This is a genomic window from Ruminococcus sp. RTP21484sp1_RTP21281st1_A8_RTP21281_210402 (assembly GCF_040914025.1).
GTDB lineage: Bacteria > Bacillota > Clostridia > Lachnospirales > Lachnospiraceae > Blautia_A > Blautia_A faecis.
In genome coordinates this window covers 23774-38414 of sequence record NZ_JBCPGE010000021.1, presented here as the reverse complement: position 1 = coordinate 38414, position 14641 = coordinate 23774, and the positions used below count along the sequence as shown (strand labels likewise).

Annotated in this window: 13 protein-coding genes; 8 read left to right on the top strand and 5 right to left on the bottom strand. The window is 43.4% G+C overall.

Annotated features, from left to right (window positions below; translation table 11 throughout):
• Positions 1-422 precede the first annotated feature (422 nt).
• Complete coding sequence (gene glgB / locus AB5170_RS11545) at positions 423-2204, top strand: 1,4-alpha-glucan branching protein GlgB (RefSeq protein ID WP_187565079.1); 1782 nt, start codon at positions 423-425, stop codon at positions 2202-2204.
• 168 nt (positions 2205-2372) lie between these two features.
• On the opposite strand, the gene AB5170_RS11540 is transcribed toward glgB, so the two are convergent.
• The gene (locus AB5170_RS11540) at positions 2373-2741 is read right to left on the bottom strand and encodes a metal-dependent transcriptional regulator (protein WP_118578152.1); all 369 of its coding nucleotides are present in this window, start codon (positions 2739-2741) and stop codon (positions 2373-2375) included.
• Positions 2742-3189: 448 nt separating this feature from the next.
• Here AB5170_RS11540 and AB5170_RS11535 point away from each other — a divergent pair, with 448 nt between their 5' ends.
• From AB5170_RS11535 to AB5170_RS11520, 4 genes are all read left to right on the top strand, one after another.
• A complete protein-coding gene (locus tag AB5170_RS11535; protein WP_368361318.1) occupies positions 3190-4188 on the top strand; it encodes an aldo/keto reductase in 999 nt (332 codons plus the stop codon).
• A gap of 130 nt (positions 4189-4318) precedes the next feature.
• The gene (locus AB5170_RS11530; RefSeq protein ID WP_368361317.1) at positions 4319-4840 is read left to right on the top strand and encodes an N-acetyltransferase family protein; all 522 of its coding nucleotides are present in this window, start codon (positions 4319-4321) and stop codon (positions 4838-4840) included.
• A gap of 166 nt (positions 4841-5006) precedes the next feature.
• Positions 5007-5867, top strand: coding sequence for a class I SAM-dependent methyltransferase (locus AB5170_RS11525; RefSeq protein ID WP_368361316.1), 861 nt, complete (start codon positions 5007-5009; stop codon positions 5865-5867).
• A gap of 167 nt (positions 5868-6034) precedes the next feature.
• The gene (locus AB5170_RS11520) at positions 6035-7867 is read left to right on the top strand and encodes a methyltransferase domain-containing protein (RefSeq protein ID WP_368361315.1); all 1833 of its coding nucleotides are present in this window, start codon (positions 6035-6037) and stop codon (positions 7865-7867) included.
• Between the two features lie 185 nt (positions 7868-8052).
• On the opposite strand, the gene AB5170_RS11515 is transcribed toward AB5170_RS11520, so the two are convergent.
• From AB5170_RS11515 to AB5170_RS11500, 4 genes are all read right to left on the bottom strand, one after another.
• Complete coding sequence (locus AB5170_RS11515; protein WP_368361314.1) at positions 8053-8799, bottom strand: amino acid ABC transporter ATP-binding protein; 747 nt, start codon at positions 8797-8799, stop codon at positions 8053-8055.
• A gap of 141 nt (positions 8800-8940) precedes the next feature.
• A complete protein-coding gene (locus AB5170_RS11510; protein WP_173769344.1) occupies positions 8941-9438 on the bottom strand; it encodes a hypothetical protein in 498 nt (165 codons plus the stop codon).
• Between the two features lie 2 nt (positions 9439-9440).
• Positions 9441-10124 carry an amino acid ABC transporter permease gene (locus tag AB5170_RS11505; RefSeq protein ID WP_148461103.1) on the bottom strand — a complete coding sequence of 228 codons (684 nt, stop codon included), beginning with the start codon at positions 10122-10124 and terminating at the stop codon, positions 9441-9443.
• 70 nt (positions 10125-10194) lie between these two features.
• The gene (locus tag AB5170_RS11500; RefSeq protein WP_195477658.1) at positions 10195-11055 is read right to left on the bottom strand and encodes a transporter substrate-binding domain-containing protein; all 861 of its coding nucleotides are present in this window, start codon (positions 11053-11055) and stop codon (positions 10195-10197) included.
• A gap of 386 nt (positions 11056-11441) precedes the next feature.
• Between AB5170_RS11500 and AB5170_RS11495 the strand changes: the two genes are divergently transcribed.
• The 3 genes from AB5170_RS11495 (at position 11442) to nikC (ending at position 14538) form a co-directional block, all read left to right on the top strand.
• Complete coding sequence (locus AB5170_RS11495; RefSeq protein ID WP_173770984.1) at positions 11442-12380, top strand: LysR family transcriptional regulator; 939 nt, start codon at positions 11442-11444, stop codon at positions 12378-12380.
• Positions 12381-12607: 227 nt separating this feature from the next.
• The gene (locus tag AB5170_RS11490) at positions 12608-13552 is read left to right on the top strand and encodes an ABC transporter permease (protein ID WP_173770983.1); all 945 of its coding nucleotides are present in this window, start codon (positions 12608-12610) and stop codon (positions 13550-13552) included.
• Positions 13549-14538 (top strand): nickel transporter permease, encoded by a 990-nt coding sequence (gene nikC, locus AB5170_RS11485; protein WP_347709144.1) that lies wholly within the window; start codon positions 13549-13551, stop codon positions 14536-14538. The genes AB5170_RS11490 and nikC overlap by 4 nt, the downstream gene beginning before the upstream one ends.
• The last annotated feature ends 103 nt before the right edge of the window (positions 14539-14641 follow it).

Below are 14641 nucleotides of genomic sequence, written 5' to 3'. Positions count from 1 at the left end.
TCACCCCACCTGTTGAAAGTTACTATGTACAAATAAGTCCAGCCAGTACACAGCATTCGGGCAATGGTGATTGCTCCAGCGAGCCATTTCAGGCGCGGTTTTAGCGTAGGCGAAATCCACTGCTTAGGTCGACTTAATCGTGAAGGCTCTCCTGAACGATTTAGTCGCAGTTAGCAGTTAGTTCGCTGGAGCGTTGCGCCGGCGAGTGAGCAATCACCATTGTCCGAGTGCGTCCGCCTTGAACAACTTTCAACACACTAAATAGGTTATAAAGAAATCCGACACATTTCAAAAAACGTTGGAAATCCAACTAATGTCTTTTTTCGTCGGTAGCAATTTTTTATTTACACAATTATACTTATTATACAGAGAAAAACAACTACTGTCTAATATCTTTTTATAATGAATGGGAGAGCAAAAACATGGATTTTTACAACTTTTATACAGGAAAAGAATTTGAAGCATATCAGTACCTTGGTGCTCACGTATGGGATGGCGGAACCACCTTCCGTACATTTGCCCCGGCAGCGCAGCGAGTATCTGTAATTGGTGAGTTCAACGGCTGGACAGAGACTCCTATGAACCGCGTTCATGATGGCAATTTCTGGGAATGCACCATGAATAATGTAGGCTCTGACCTGATGTATAAATACAGAATTTACCGTCAGGACGGCTCCTTCGTGGACCACGCAGACCCCTATGCTTTTTATAGCGAGATGCGTCCAGGCACTGCTTCAAAGACCTATGCTCTTGGCGGTTATGAATTTGGCGACAGCAAATGGCTGAAAAACCGCAAAGCAAGCTACGACAAACCAGTAAACATTTATGAAATGCATTTTGGCTCCTGGAAAAAACGAGGCGAAGGACAGGAAGACTGGTACACCTATGAGGAACTGGCACCGATCCTTATCACCTATTTGAAGGAACACGGCTATAATTATGTGGAGATCATGCCTCTCTGTGAGTACCCATGCGACGAATCCTGGGGATATCAGGATACAGGATATTTCAGTCCAACCTCCCGCTATGGCAAGCCGGAAGAATTGAAAGCATTTGTAGACCAGTGCCACCAGGCTGGAATTGGGGTCATTCTGGATTTTGTTCCAGTGCATTTTGCAGTGAATGATTATGCGTTGGCAGAATATGACGGAACAGCCCTTTATGAATATCCAAACATGGCAGTTGGCCGCAACGAATGGGGAAGCTGCAATTTTATGCATTCCAGAGGAGAAGTTTGCAGTTTTCTGCAGTCCTCTGCCTATTACTGGATGAATGAATTCCATTTCGATGGCCTTCGCATGGACGCAGTAGGAAATCTGATTTACTGGCAGGGGGACGCAAGCCGTGGAGAAAACCTGGCAGCTCTGAAATTTATCCGTACCATGAATCAGGGCTTAAAGGAAAGAATCCCTGACTGCCTCCTTTTTGCCGAGGATTCCACTCCATATCAGGGTGTGACAAAGCCGGTATGGGAGGGCGGACTTGGATTTGATTACAAATGGGATCTTGGATGGATGCATGATACTCTGTCTTATTTTCAGGCAGATGCAAAAGAAAGACAGGAAAAATATCACAAGCTGACATTCTCTATGATGTATTTTTACAATGAGCGCTATATCCTGCCGCTGTCCCATGATGAGGTTGTCCACGGAAAGGCAACCATCGCCCAGAAGATGAACGGTGGTTATGATGGGAAATTTCCACAGGCAAGAGCTTTCTATATGTATATGTATGCGCACCCGGGTGCAAAGCTGAATTTCATGGGAAATGAGCTGGCACAGCTGAAAGAATGGTGCGAAAAGGATGAGTTGGACTGGATTTTGCTGAAATTCCCTGTTCATGAAGCATTTCATAAATTCATGGCAGATCTGAACCAATGCTATCTGAAGAACAGTGCTTTTTCCCAGAGAGATTTCAGCCAGGATGGTTTCTCATGGGTGGATTGCCATCAGGAGCAGAAGTGCATGTATCTGTTTGAAAGAATCAGTGGGGATCAGAAAATTTTGGCTGTGTTCAATTTCTCCGACGAAATCCAGGAATACACTTTGGAAAAAGATTATGCCGGATATGAGCTTCTCCTTGCAAGTGATATGGTGAAATATGGCGGTAAAAAGCGCTACACGAAAAAAGAAAAGGTAATTACAGGCGGAAAAGCAGTATTTAAAATGGGACCATTTTCTGCCAGATATTATCTGGTGAAATAAGGAAAAGTATATAAATAAAAAAGACCTGTATCCGGATAAAATTATACAATGATGGAACCTTGTCATTGGTTTTATCTGGAGTACAGGTCTTTATGATTGCTGCGTACAGCAGTCAATGAGCTTCTGTAATTGTAAGAAAATGCAATGCAAAAACGCAATGCGTATAATTTATTTACCAGGAGAGAGATGCTCCTTGATAGCGGTAAAGCTCTCTGGACTGATGACATGCTCGATACGGCATGCATCGGAGGTTGCAGTTTCCGGATCAACACCCAGACTGATCAGCCAGGAGGATAAAAATTCATGTCGCTCATAAATCATATCTGCAATCTTCTGTCCGGATTCGGTAAGATAAATATATCCTTCTGGAGTGACAGTGATATGGTTCTTTTCACGAAGGTTCTTCATAGCAACACTGACGCTTGACTTCTTAAATCCAAGTTCATCAGCAATATCAACGGAACGCACAACAGGTTTCTTTTTGCTGAGAATAAGAATGGTCTCCAGATAGTTCTCAGCAGATTCATTAGATTTCACGATAAATCACCTCAATTTCTTGCTTGTGTAGCAGTACAAGTATAATACCTATAGAATACCATAGTTTACCGTTTGGGGCAATTATTTTTTTGAAATAATCCCTGCTGTTCAATTCTGTGTTGCGGTTTGTAGTCAACAATCTACCAGTTGTTTGTTATTGCTTATTGGTAACGTTCCGGTTACTGTTCACTCCGTGACCAGTAACGCGCTTCGCAATGCACAGAAAGACGAACCTTCTTGTGACAAGCACAAGAAGTAGCGTTTGCTGCGCAAACTTAATTCTCGGGTTTTCTGTGAACTTTGTTCTCAAAAACACCTCGCGGAATATTACCAGTGAACAGTAACACGTTCCGAACAGTAATACCATAAACAGTCATATTTTCCAATGACAAATTATTTTCCGGGTAGTATACTAAAACTAATTATCGTTTTCAGGGAGGTTTTTATTATGTACATTGCTTCAAAGGAACGTTACACCATAATGGAATACAACCGTTGTGGTGACAGCGGACTTATGCTGCCGAAGGTGTCACTGGGATTGTGGCATAATTTCGGAGATACAGCGAATTTTGAGAATATGAGACAGCTGTGCTTTACTGCTTTTGACAATGGAATTACCCAGTTTGATCTGGCCAATAATTATGGACCGGAGCCGGGGAGTGCAGAGATTAATTTCGGCAGGATTCTGAAAGAAGATCTGGGAAAATACAGGGACGAGCTGATCATTACTACCAAGGCAGGATATGAAATGTGGGATGGTCCTTATGGGAACTGGGGCAGCCGCAAGTATCTTCTGGCAAGTCTTGACCAGAGCCTGAAGCGTATGGGACTGGAATATGTAGATATTCTTTACCATCATAGAATGGATCCGGAGACCCCTCTGGAAGAGACCATGGGAGCGCTGGCCAGTGCAGTGCAGAGCGGAAAAGCCCTGTATGTGGGACTTTCCAATTACGATGGAAAAACACTTTCACAGGCAGCGTCGATTTTGCAGGAAATGCATTGTCCTTTTGTAATTAATCAGAATCGTTATTCTATTTTTGACAGAACTGTGGAGAAAAATGGACTGAAAAAGACCACAGGAATTCTGAAAAAAGGTCTGATCACCTTCAGTCCTCTTGCGCAGGGACAGCTTACAGACCGCTACCTTAATGGTATTCCGGAAGACAGCCGTATCCGTACAGACGGCAGATTTTTGAAGGAAAGCAATCTGACGCCAGAACGTTTGCAGCAGATCCGGGAGCTGAATGATATGGCTGCAGGGCGTGGCGAGAAGCTTTCGGAGATGGCTCTTGGCTGGCTGCTTGCACAGCAGGAGGTGACCAGTGTACTCATTGGAGCATCACGACCACAGCAGATCCTTGATAACATAAAAGCAATCCACTGTGCACCATTTACGGAGGAAGAGCTTGTGAGAATTGATGAAATTGCGGCTGAAAAAATATAGCCAGTATGCTCATGAAATCCCAGATATATCCAGGAGCCTGACAGCTATGAACAGTATTAAAAAGAAGCAGATAGGGCTTTTTACGAGACGAAGAAAAACATTATATTTTGCATAAGGAGAGTGACAGAAAATGATAATTCGAAAGGGAACGCAGGCTGACCTTGCGTCAGTGGAACAGCTTTACAATGACATTCATACGGCAGAAGAAACAGGTCAGCAGACCATTGGATGGATCCGTGGCGTGTATCCTACAAGAGCTACGGCACAGGCTGCATTAGATGCCAATGACTTGTTTGTTTTGGAGGATGCAGGGGAGATCCTGGGAGCGGCCAGAATCAATAAAGCGCAGGTGGATTCTTATGCAGAAGGCGCTTGGGAATTTTCAGCCAGGGATGAGGAGGTCTGCGTCCTTCACACTCTGGTAGTTTCCCCCTCCACATCTGGAAAAGGCTATGGCAAGAAGTTTGTAAAGTTCTATGAGGATTACGCTTTAAGTCACGGCTGTCCGGAACTTCGGATGGATACTAATGCAAGAAATGTCGCTGCAAGAGGGCTGTATAAGAAGCTTGGATATAAGGAAATCGGGATTGTGCCTACAGAATTTAACGGGATACCGGATGTGCAGCTGGTATTGTTGGAGAAGCATTTGTAATAGTTGAAATTCCCTTTTAGGAAAAAAGAAAAGAGAGCAGGCGAGTTTGTAGAGATACAGATTTGTCTGTTTTTTTATATAGAGTTCCATCCCCCCGGGGGGCTTGCGGAAGAAAACTGGTTTTGATAAAATTTTAACATTAGAGTTAAATGCGGAGGATTTGAAATTGGACAAATTATTGGATGAAATAGAGAGCTATTGGAGTACCCGGGCGGAGGGGTATTCTGAGGTGAATGAAAAAGAGTTGAATGGGATGCAGAAAAGGGCATGGCTGGATACTCTGGAACGCGGATTTTTTGGAAAAAGGTCTGGGAAAAATGAGGATTCAGAAAACAATTCTGTGGAAAAAGAAGCTTTCGAAGAAGAATTTTCTGAAAAACAACATACAGACAAATATAAGGATCACCTGAGAATTCTGGATATCGGTACTGGACCAGGCTTTTTCCCTATGATCCTTGCGGAAGCAGGATATCATGTAACAGCCATAGATTACACTCCGGGAATGCTGGAAAAGGCTGCAGAAAATGCTGTGAAATTTATCGGAGAAAAGAGCCGGAATATTGAATTTAAAAGAATGGATGCCCAGGCATTGGAGTTTGAAGATGAGAGCTTTGACGTGATCATTTCCAGAAACCTGACCTGGAATCTGCCCCATCCGGAAATGGCTTATAAAGAGTGGCTTCGGGTTCTGAAAAAAGGTGGAAAGCTTTTGAATTTTGATGCCAACTGGTATGGATATCTCTATGATGATAAGAAGCGTGAGGCTTACGAGAACGACCGCAAAAATGTGGAAAAAGGAAGCCTGGATGACCATTATCTGTGCACAGATATTGATCGAATGGAGAAAATTGCACTGCAGGTTCCACTGTCTGAGACCAAGCGTCCGGGATGGGATGTGAAGGTACTGGAAGCGCTTGGAGCAGCGCAGATTCAGGTGAATGAGGACATCTGGCAGCAGGTGTGGAGTGAGGAAGAGAAGCTGAATTATGAATCTACACCCATGTTTATGGTGGAGGCTGTAAAATAGAAAAAGATATTATCAGTGATATGCAGAAATTTGTACGAATTTAAAGAGAAGTAAAGCGGTATTGGTTGTAAGAATGAAGTATTAGAGTATTTGAAAAATAAGATAAGTTTTTATTGGATTGTAAGGAAAATTATTTGTAAAGATATTATTGGAAAAGGTAGAAAATAATGAGTGAAATAATAAATATAGGTGGCTTAAGTGCGGCACCAGGGCAGCGTGTCCATGGCTTTGTTTCCATTGGAAATGGAGAATTTTCTCTTCCTGCAACCATTATAAGGGGAGAAAAAACAGGGAAAACAGCTCTTATCACAGCTGGTATCCATGCAGGAGAATATGTGGGAATCCAGAGTGCAGTAGAGCTTGGAAGAGATTTGAAAATTGAGAAAATGACCGGAACGGTAATTATTGTAAAGGTAGTGGCGAAAGAAGAATTTGAGAACCGTCACGGTTCTCTTTGCAGAGCAACCGGCGAGAATCTGAACCGGGTTTTTCCAGGAAAAAAAGATGGTACAAAGTATGAAAGACTGGCTTCAGCAGTGGTAGAAGAACTGCAGAAAGTGGCAGATTATTACATTGATCTTCACAGCGGTGACGACTATGAGAAGCTGACTCCTTATGTGTATTATGCAGGGAAAGCAGCCCCGGAAGTGATGAAAATTTCCCGTCAGATGGCAGAGCAGGTGGATGTTCCTTACATGGTAAAATCTGAGGTATCGTCTGGTGGAAGCTATAATTATGCAGCATCCTGCGGCATCCCTTCCGTGCTTCTGGAACGGGGCGGAATGGGAGCCTGGGAGACAGAGGAAGTGCGTTCTATGAAGCGTGATGTACGCAGTATTTTACGGTTCCTCGGTATTTATGACGGACATAGAAGTATGCGGAAATATTATCCATTAAACGTAACGGATGTGCAGTATCAATCCGCCTCTTATACGGGACTCTGGTATCCCCAGAAGAAGGCAGGAGACCTGTTTACAGAAGGCGAAATCCTTGGATATGTAAAGGATTATGAGGATAATATTCTGGAAACCTGTACCTCCTATGGAGATGGAGTGATCCTGTATCAGACGGGCTCTTTGCAGGTAATTAAGGATGGTCCGATGGTAGCTTACGGTCGGATCAGCTACGAGGAAGACGACCGAAAAGAGAAAATTGCAGCTTACTGGACAAAGCGAAGCGACAGTTTCCTGGAGCAGAGAAGAGCGGAATTACATAGTCCATTAGCGGATAGATGGCTGGAAGAAATTGAGAAATATCTTCCCAAAAAGGCGTTAAGCTCTGAAGAAAAAGCTCAGAAACTTACTGATAAAAAATATTTGAATAACGGAAAAAATACAGAACCTGTAATTGAGGATGAAAGCAAAGAAAGAAAAGAAGCAGTCATAGAAATTAAGGAAAAAGAGACTGATAATGGTAAGCTTAGAATTTTAGATGTGGGCTGCGGAACCGGCTTTTTTACCATTCTTCTTGCAAAACAGGGACACCATGTAACCGGTACAGATCTTACTCCGGACATGATTGCAAACTCCCGGATTCTTGCCAAAGAAGAGCAGGTAAGCTGTGACTTCCAGGTGATGGATGCAGAGCATTTAAGCTTCCAGGACGAAAGCTTCGACGTAGTCATTTCCCGGAACCTGACCTGGACTTTACCGGAAGCAGCACAGGCCTATAAGGAGTGGACAAGAGTGTTAAAACCAGGTGGACTTCTCCTGAATTTTGACGCCAACTATGGTGCCACAAACTTTGCTGAAACCTCTGATCTCCCAGAAAATCACGCCCACAACCAGCTTGGAAATTCCCTGATGCAGGAGTGCGAAGATATCAAGCGTCAGTTGCCCATCAGCTCCTACCTCCGCCCGGCCTGGGACGTGGAAGAGCTTGGAAAAACAGGAATGGAACAGATTTCCATTGATCTGGGGTTGAGCAGACGGGTTTATAAAGAGAAGGATGAATTTTATAATCCAACTCCGATGTTTGCCATTGCAGCAAAGAAAGCATAAAAATGGAGCGTATGCTTCACGATATGCGAATATTGAGCAGGCTTGTGGGAGTGCAGCGCACGAAACAATCCGTAGGTATCATAGTTATACAAGCCTGAAAAATATATGATGACATAAAAAATGTGCCCGGAATTTATTTCCCAGGCACATTTTGGGGGAAAAGGGATATCAAAAAAAGAAAGTTATCAAATCACATAATCCGAACTTGTCATATGGAGGAATGCCATCGTTTTCTCACTCTTGGGCTGTGAGAAGAACTCTTTGGATGGTCCCTCTTCTACGATAACACCGTCCTCCATGTAGACTACCCAGTTGGCAACTTTTCTGGCGAAATCCATTTCGTGGGTGACTACGACCATGGTGGCTCCTTCGTTGGCAAGCTTTCTCATAACATCCAGAACCTCGCCGGTAAGTCTTGGGTCAAGGGCGGAGGTTGGTTCGTCGAAGAGAACTACTTCCGGATTGTAGGCAATGGCTCTTGCGATAGCCACACGCTGCTGCTGCCCACCGGAAAGCTGGTCTGGATAGAAGTTGGCGCGGTCTGCCATGCCTACTTTTTCCAGCATTTCCATAGCTTTTTTCTTCGCTTCTTCGGGAGAAATCTTACGGGCAATGGTAAGACCCTCCAGTACATTGTCAAGTGCTGTTTTGTTGCGGAAAAGATTGTATCCCTGGAAGACAAAGCCCATTTTCATTCGTAACTGCCGGATCTCTTTCCTGGTCACAGCAGTGATATCTTTATGGAAATCATCAAAGGTGATTTCTCCTTTATCTGCCTGCTCCAGAAAGCTGATACAGCGGAGAAGGGTTGTCTTTCCAGAACCGCTGTTTCCCAGAACTGCGATCACAGAACCTTTTTCAACTTTGAAATCAACACCTTTTAATACTTCGTTTGTCCCGAATTTTTTATGGATATTCTTTACTTCCAGCATATTTTTTTCTCACATTCTTATATAGAAATTTGGTAATTGATAACAGGGTATTATGAAGAAACTTAAAAGTCTTTCTTCTGTAGCAAATGATATAAAATACGAGTTGTTCACATATGGTGATGCTGCCGAAGGCGACATTGATTATACTTCGATCTTTAAAATATCATTAAAGTAGTTATTGGCAACCATCAGCACACCCATAGCTGTGATAACTACGATTTCTTCTTCTGTAAATTCTTCTTTTAATTCAGTATAGATTTCATCCGGAATATTTTTCGGATCTTTTGCAAGAGCGCGGCCAAAAGAAATAAGTAATTCTTCCTTCTTTGTAAATTGAAAATTGTCGAAATCAATACCATTATCTTTCAGAAGCTTTCTGAAATAAGTACTGCATACCAGGCAGTCATTTTCTTCGGAAATTGCATATTCAAAGAAGTCACCAGCTCTTTTTCCAATCAGTCTCTGCAGTTCCCGGTCGAGGGAGTAGGAGCTGTCTTCAATGGCTTTAAAGGCTTCTGCATTATGGAGAAGAGTAAGCTTTTCATTAGTGAGCCTGTATCCTTGTGCAAGATGGTTCCTGATTACTTCTTTCTCTTTTTCGCCTGCTGTTTCCGGGTCAATTTTTGAAATATAAGACATGATTATTCTCCTTTCACTGGCGCAGGAGCATTCCATACCAGCTTTTTCTCAAAATAGTTTTGTACCCATGTAAGTACGGTACAGATCATAAGGTAAATAACAGCAGCCTCGCAGTACAGGGCGAAGGGCTCGTAGGTTCTGGCGGCAATCTGCTGTGCGGTGGTGAACAGCTCCACAACTGTGATACTGGAGGCAAGGGAAGTGTCCTTGGTAAGTCCGATCAGTGAGTTAAATAGTGGTGGAAAAGCGATTCGGAATGCCTGGGGCATTACAATCCTGGTCATGGTCTGGCGGTAACTCAGACCCACCATATAAGCAGCTTCTGTCTGTCCTTCTGGTACCGCCTGGATTGCAGATCGGAAAATCTCAGCGTTGTAAGCGCCAAGGTTCAGGGCAAAGGCAATCACAGCGGATGGAAAAGCGTCCAGGATAATTCCGACAGACGGCAGGCCAAAGAAGATGATGAATAGCTGTACAATAAGTGGGGTTCCGCGGAAGACCCATATGTAAAATCTTGCGAACTGCTTCAGGCCTTTTACATTGGCAATCTGTACCAGGGCCAGAAAAAGGGCGATGATGCAGCCAAAAACAAAGGATAATAAGGTAAGGGGGATTGTAACTTTTATTCCGGGTATGAGGATTCTGGTGAAAGAAGATACCAGAATCCCTGCTAAACGTTCACTCATAATTGTTTCCTTTTACTTTCAATTGTTGGATGATTGTCTGTTGTTCTGGACAACAGCTGTGGAAAAGTAATTAGTTTTCATCAGTGCTTTCTGTTGTTGCATCCTCAGAAGCGGTGTCTGTATTTGCTGCATTTTCATCCTGTGGCTGTGTGAAGTCTGTGCCGAAGTAATCCTCAGAAAGCTTGCTTAAAGTTCCGTCTTCTTTCAGTTCGTCAATAGCGTTCTGAACTGCATCATATAAAGCTGTTTCCCCTTTCTTGATCGGGACAGCGTAGGTATCCACAACGTCCGGGATTACGAAAGCAACTTTCAGATTTGCATCCGGGTGCTGCTGAAGGTATTCATTGAATACAACAGAGTTAAAGGTTGTGAAGTCGGCACGTCCGGATTCAATCAGGGAAACCGCTTCGTCAGCTGTGCTGATCTGTACAAGAGATGCACCGGCGTCTTCCAGAATATCAAGGTAAGCGGTTGTGGCAGTGTTTGCTACTTTTTTTCCATTCAGAGAAGCCATATCTACGATATCATCATTGTCCTTGGCTACTACGATCTGCTGTGTGATGTAGAAATATGGTCCTGCGAAATCGTATTTCTCTTCACGCTCAGGTGTGATACTTACTGCATTGATAACTGTATCAAGACGTCCACTGTCAATTCCTGCAAGAAGGGAATCCCAGTCAGATTCTGTGAAATCTGCTTCCGCACCAAGCTTGTCTGCAATTGCCTTTGCTACCTCCACGTCAAATCCGGTAAGCTCTCCGTTGTCGTCATGATAGGTGTATGGAGGATAGGTTCCTTCCACACCGACTTTCAGTTTTCCTGATTCTTGAATCTGCGCAAGCTCGTCATCAGCTGCATAAGCCATACTGCATGTTGCCAGAACTCCTGTTAATACTGCTGCAATTCCTAAAGTCAAGATGCTTTTTCTCATAATTGTATCCTCCTCTTATTCTATTCCCTATTTAATAACTAGGATTAATATGGATTGAATGATAGCATAGAAATCTGACCTTGTCTAATATGGAATAAAGATAGCTGGCTATAGGGAATTCCTATAACCTGCTTAAATTGAAAGTACACAGCTTGACTTAATAGGAAGATATGGTAAAGTGGAAGAAAGAAATCTGGTGGGAGTGAGGCTTGATAATTCTCTTTAGGGCAAGGGCGCGTGGAGATTTCAAAAGGACGAGTGACATTGATCTTGCAGTCAGTGGAGGGGATTTTTGCAGATTTGCGCTGGATGTAGATGAGGAAACATAAAAACAGAACGAAAGCAGATGTAAAAAGACTGAAGTTTTCGCCAGAGAGGGAATAGCTATGTTAGATCTGAAGAAACTGAAATATTTTATAGTGTGTGTTGAAACTGGCTCTATCAGCGAGGCTGCCAAGCTTCTTTATACGACTCAGCCCAGTGTGAGCAAGGCAATCAAAGCGCTGGAGGAGGAAATGGGAATTGTATTGTTTGAGCGTATGCCAAGGGGAATTGCGCTTACGGCGAAAGGCCGGGAGGCATACCGATATGCGTGCAGGATCATAAATGATTCCCGGATACTGGAAGAGATGAGCCATGGGAATATGGCAAAATATCTACGGATTTCATTGAATCCCAGTTCTTGGTTTACGAATCAGTTTGTGGAGTTTTATAAGGAAAATTATGACAAGGATTATCATTTTGAAATCTATACAGCCGGTGTGCGCACGGTCATGGAACGTGTTCGGGATTACCTTTCAGACATTGGCTTTGTATACGTGATGGAACAGCAAAAAAAGGAATTCCAGTATGAGCTGGCGAAAAACAAGCTGGTTTTTACCGTTATGCAGGAAAGTACGGCGACATTTTATCCGGGAAAGTTGAATATATTGGATCAGGAAGCAGCTGACAGAGAGAAAGCACAGACCGTAAATATGGAAGCGATGAAGAACTTCCGATTTATCCAGAACTTCCGTGATGAGTTTCTGGAATTGGGAGAGAAAGAAAAACGTAGTGTGTTCAGCTGGGAAAATCTGAATGTTTCCATTATTACAAACAGCGACTACATTATGGAAAAGATGTTGAAAGAGACCGGACTTTGCAATATCAGCGGCAGTTATCTTTCCAATGATAAACAGGCAGCAAACAAAGGCATTCCGCTGGAATTCAAAAAGAATAAGGTGGTTTTCGGATACATCAGAAGAAAGAATGACGAGACGGATGAGCTGATGGAGGAATTGCTGGGATTTTTAAGGGAAAAATTGAAGCTGGAGAATGGCAGCTGAATATGAGAGGGATAAAAGAAAAACGAAGCAGAATCGGCTAAAGGAACGTGTGACGGTCTGCATAAATAGAGAAAAGGTATTCCTGAAAATTGAAAATATATTCCAAATAAGAATAGCTTATAACCCCCTGGGCGGGTTGTAGGCTGTTTTTTATTTTGCTAAACTACACCAAGGGATGAAAGAATGAGTGAAAACCTACTTGTACAGTATGGAATGGAGACAATTAAATGAAAAAATATGCAATCAAACGTATCCTTCAGCTGATTCCCATTCTGTTTGCAATTACTTTTCTTTCTTATGGAATGATGCGCATTGCAGGAAGTGATGTTGTAACGCGGAAAATGGAGAATACAGGAGGGGTAGTGTCAGAAGCTGCACTGGATGCGGCAAGAGAAGAGCTGGGGCTGGATAAGCCATTTTTAACCCAGTATTTTGTATGGTTTGGAAAACTGCTGCGTGGAGATATGGGAAACAGCTATGTATCAGGAGTTTCGGTCTTTGATACTTTTATATCAAAACTGCCGGCAACCCTGCTTCTTACGGCTACTTCCATTCTGCTTACTATTATTATTTCGATTCCTTTGGGAATTTTGTCTGCGGTGAAGCAGAATACAATTGTTGATTACCTGATTCGTTTCTGCAGTTTTATAGGAAACAGTCTTCCTAATTTCTTTGTATCACTTTTGCTTATGTATTTTCTTGCAATCCAAGTCAGGATTTTTCCTGTTATTGCCAAGGATGTGAGTCTGAAAAGTGTTGCAATGCCGGCCATAACCCTGGCCATTGCCATGTCTGCGAAATATCTGCGGCAGGTAAGGGCTACTGTGTTAGATGAGCTGAGTAAGGATTATGTAACAGGTGCCCGTGCCCGTGGGGTGAAGTTTTCTGTTACCCTATGGAAAAGTATTATGAAAGCATCCCTGGTTACGGTCATTACCCTGTTAATGCTGTCAGTGGGAAACCTCCTTGGCGGTACGGCAATTGTGGAGTCCATCTTCATGTGGGACGGTGTTGGAAAAATGGCAGTAGATGCTATTTCCATGCGCGACTATCCCATTATTCAGGCGTATGTTATGTGGATGGCGATCATTTATGTGCTGGTAAATCTGCTCACAGACCTGTCTTACCGGTTCCTTGATCCGAGAATCCGTCTGGGAGGTGCGAAGCAGTGAGTGTAAAAAAAATGGACGAAGTGCCAGAAAAGAAAACGGAAAGTAAAATACTGGCAAAGATGGGTAAGAAAGAACAAGGTAGATGTCAAAAAGAAAGTGTAGTGCTGAAAAATGGGCAAAGCACAGATAATGGAAAGCACGTAACCGTGCGTGTGCAGAGGATTAGAAAGATCCATATAAAACAAAAGCTGATAATTTTCAGCGTTCTGGCTGGCTGTCTTGTAGTCCTGGCAGTTTTTTCAGACCATCTCTGTCCTTATGACCCTTACGCCCAGGATCTTTCCAGCGCCCTTCAGGCACCCAGTCTTCAGCATCCAATGGGGACAGATACTTATGGCAGGGATATGCTGTCCCGGGTGATCAGCGGAGCAAGAGCCAGTATTTTTTCCACTTTTATACTGGTGGCTGTGATTTCCATTTTTGGTACGATTGTGGGATTATGCTGTGGCTATTATGGCGGAATTCTGGATTCTGTTATGATGAGAATTTCTGATGTCTGTCTGGCATTTCCAGGGCTGGTGTTTGCAATGGCGATCGCGGCCATTCTTGGGGGAGGTATCCAAAATGCTATTATTGCGCTGGCAGTGGTCAGCTGGCCAAAGTATTCACGTATAGCCAGAAGTCAGACACTGGCTTTGAAAGAGGAACCTTACATCCATGCGGCGATATTGGCTGGGGACAGCTCTGCTCAGATACTTGTTAGACATGTTCTTCCAAATATGATCGGACCGGTTCTGGTAACAGCTATGCTGGATATTGGGACCATGATGATGGAATTGGCAGGACTTTCCTTTCTGGGTCTTGGAGCGCAGATTCCAATGGCTGAGTGGGGAAGCATGATGAGCGGTGGACGAAGTATGATCCAGACATATCCATGGGTGGTTCTGTCGCCGGGAATTGCGATTTTTATATCGGTGGTTATTTTTAATCTGCTGGGAGATACCGTCCGGGATTACCTGGATCCGAAGAATAGCCGGATCAAGTGATGCGAGACAGTCAGAGGCTGAAATACGCGGCTTCCAAAACACAATTTTGAACTCTTTTGTGCTGTCAAAGCGGAAATGAAATATGTAAGCTTTGGAAAAAAGC